This is a genomic window from Allobosea sp. 10N428, from assembly GCF_056394545.1.
In genome coordinates, this window is the sequence record NZ_JBFTIC010000033.1 from 1 (window position 1) to 2059 (window position 2059).

Consider the following 2059-nt stretch of genomic DNA (forward strand, 5'->3'; position numbering starts at 1 on the left):
CTCGAGATCGCTGATCGGTACGCCGACGTGCTTGCCGACGTGCTTGGCCCCAATGCCGAGGAAGCCGCCAACATCCATCACGACGTGGCTCCCGTGGACATGTGACACCGCTCCGATCTTTTCATCGCCCGGCCCGTAGATTGTGGCCCCTTCAAGGATAGGCGCGGTCAGCTGACTGCTGGCGAGACGAATATGGCTGGAATGGTCCATTGTGTGCTCCTCATGTTCGAAAACGAATCGAACGTGCGGGGGCTCAGCACGTTCCCCGCCGCACCCAACCACCCTTGCCCTAACGGCGCTCGTGTTCGTTGTGATCTACGGGTGGCCGAGCGGGGCGTGGAGGGCGTGGCGGTGAGCCGAACCGCAGTCCGCTCTTCAGCCCGCCACCCGGACTTTCCCGGTGGGCCTGCGGCGGCAGCCGACCCGAGGGCGATGGACAACGAACCCCCTTGAGCCGGTTTCGGTGAGACTGCCCGTCTTGGTTTCGGATGGGCGGGCGGGGGATGAAGGGCGTGGATACGATTGCGCGGATCCGGCGCGAGTTTTCGATCCGCGGGAAGACGATCAAGGAGATCGCCCGCGAGCTGCATGTCTCTCGGAACACGGATCGGAAGGTGCTGCGCTCTAGCGCGACGTCCTTCGAGTATGAGCGGAAGGTTCAGCCGCCGCCTATGTGCCTTTGAGCTTCGCGCCCGGCGAGGCCTACCAGTTCGACTGGAGCCACGAGAATTGGCTGATCGCGCTCACCAAGCCGAAGCCCGCGCCCTAGCCGCGAAGCCGCGCTCGCTGCGGCAGAGCTGGCGCTGTGCAACCTGATGAACGCCGCCGGGCACTACAAGGCCACGCATTCCGAGATTGACCGCGAGGCCCTGTCTCCCTTCGGGAGTTCAAGGAAGAGGCCGGGGTCGATTTGCGCGCCGATCCGAGGCGAATTCTTGCGATCTAAGGCCGATGGCATTCGACGCGATCGATCGAGATCCACGCAGTCGGATTATTTCAGGCGCCGTGCTGATCACGCTGTCGAAGAGCGTCGATCGACCTGCCCTGATTGCCGGCGATGATGCTGAAGACGCAGGCTGGTTCCACCGCGGCGAAATTCCCAAGCTCTATGCAGACCACAACCAGATTTTGAAGGCGCTGGACGCCCTCTATCCCTGACGCGGACGGGACTGTCCGCATGACGGCCCGAAACAGAATAGCGCCGGGGCTCCCCGGCGCTATGAAGTCACCACCCGCGGTAATGACGGCGATATCCATGATCCGGCGCCCATGGCGGCGGGCCGCCGTAGCGGCGGCCATATCCGTAGCCGTAATGGCTCCGATAGCCGTGGCGATGGCCATAGCGAGGACCATAGTAGCCACGGCGTCCGTAGTGGCCCGTGAACTCCGCGCTGCTCTGGTCGAGGTGCTGAGCCATGGATGGCGGCAGCGCTTCCGACGCGAAGGCCGCGGCACAGAATGCCGCGCCTGCGGCAATAACCGTGATAGCCAACAGTTTCTTCATAGGAACTCCTTTGTCAGGAGAACTTAATCGCGTCGAAGTTCAACGGGAGATGAACGGCGCTCGCGACCAGCAACGCCGGGCAGATGTGCGCGCCGCCACGCCGCCAGCGCAGCCATCCTCTCCCGCTCCTTGGCATTGTCGGGGCCGAGCTGGTGCCAATGGCCCATCAGAGCAGCGACGCCTGCGCCGGCTTTTCGAGCTCAGGATCGCCGCCGTCCTTCTTCACGCCGCGGGCCACGATATCGAGCAAAGCATCAGGGAGCGGGCGCTGCAGTTAAGGAAATAGGCTTCTTCCGACCAAAGAAGCAGCCTTAGGAAAGAACTCCCTAAGCGGCAGATTGTTGCGGGGGTCGGCAGTCGGCGACAAAAAGCCCGGCCTCGCATAGCGAGACCAGGCGCGCGGTGGCAGTCTGATGGAGAAGGGCTGAGATCGACCGGTCCGCGGAGCTCAAGGCGGGTGAGCACCAGGAACCTTCCGCAAATTCCGAGCGTTGCCGCAGCACCGCTATCGAAAGAGGGGCTGCAGATGCGTTCCATCATACTTTGGCTTGTAGG

Annotated in this window: 3 protein-coding genes and 1 pseudogene; 2 read left to right on the forward strand and 2 right to left on the reverse strand. The window is 63.2% G+C overall.

The features are described from left to right. The coding region (locus tag AC1DDA_RS27355) for a PRC-barrel domain containing protein (RefSeq protein ID WP_476798087.1) at positions 1-210 on the reverse strand (210 nt) is incomplete at its 3' end. Between the two features lie 293 nt (positions 211-503). Between AC1DDA_RS27355 and AC1DDA_RS27360 the strand changes: the two are divergent. Further along, a pseudogene (locus tag AC1DDA_RS27360) lies at positions 504-739 on the forward strand (IS21 family transposase); the annotation flags it as partial. A 212-nt stretch (positions 740-951) separates the two neighbouring features. Further along, a complete protein-coding gene (locus AC1DDA_RS27365) occupies positions 952-1158 on the forward strand; it encodes a hypothetical protein (RefSeq protein WP_476798088.1) in 207 nt (68 codons plus the stop codon). 67 nt (positions 1159-1225) lie between these two features. Here AC1DDA_RS27365 and AC1DDA_RS27370 read toward each other — a convergent pair whose 3' ends face one another. Beyond that, the gene (locus tag AC1DDA_RS27370) at positions 1226-1504 is read right to left on the reverse strand and encodes a hypothetical protein (protein WP_476798089.1); all 279 of its coding nucleotides are present in this window, start codon (positions 1502-1504) and stop codon (positions 1226-1228) included. Positions 1505-2059: the final 555 nt, after the last annotated feature.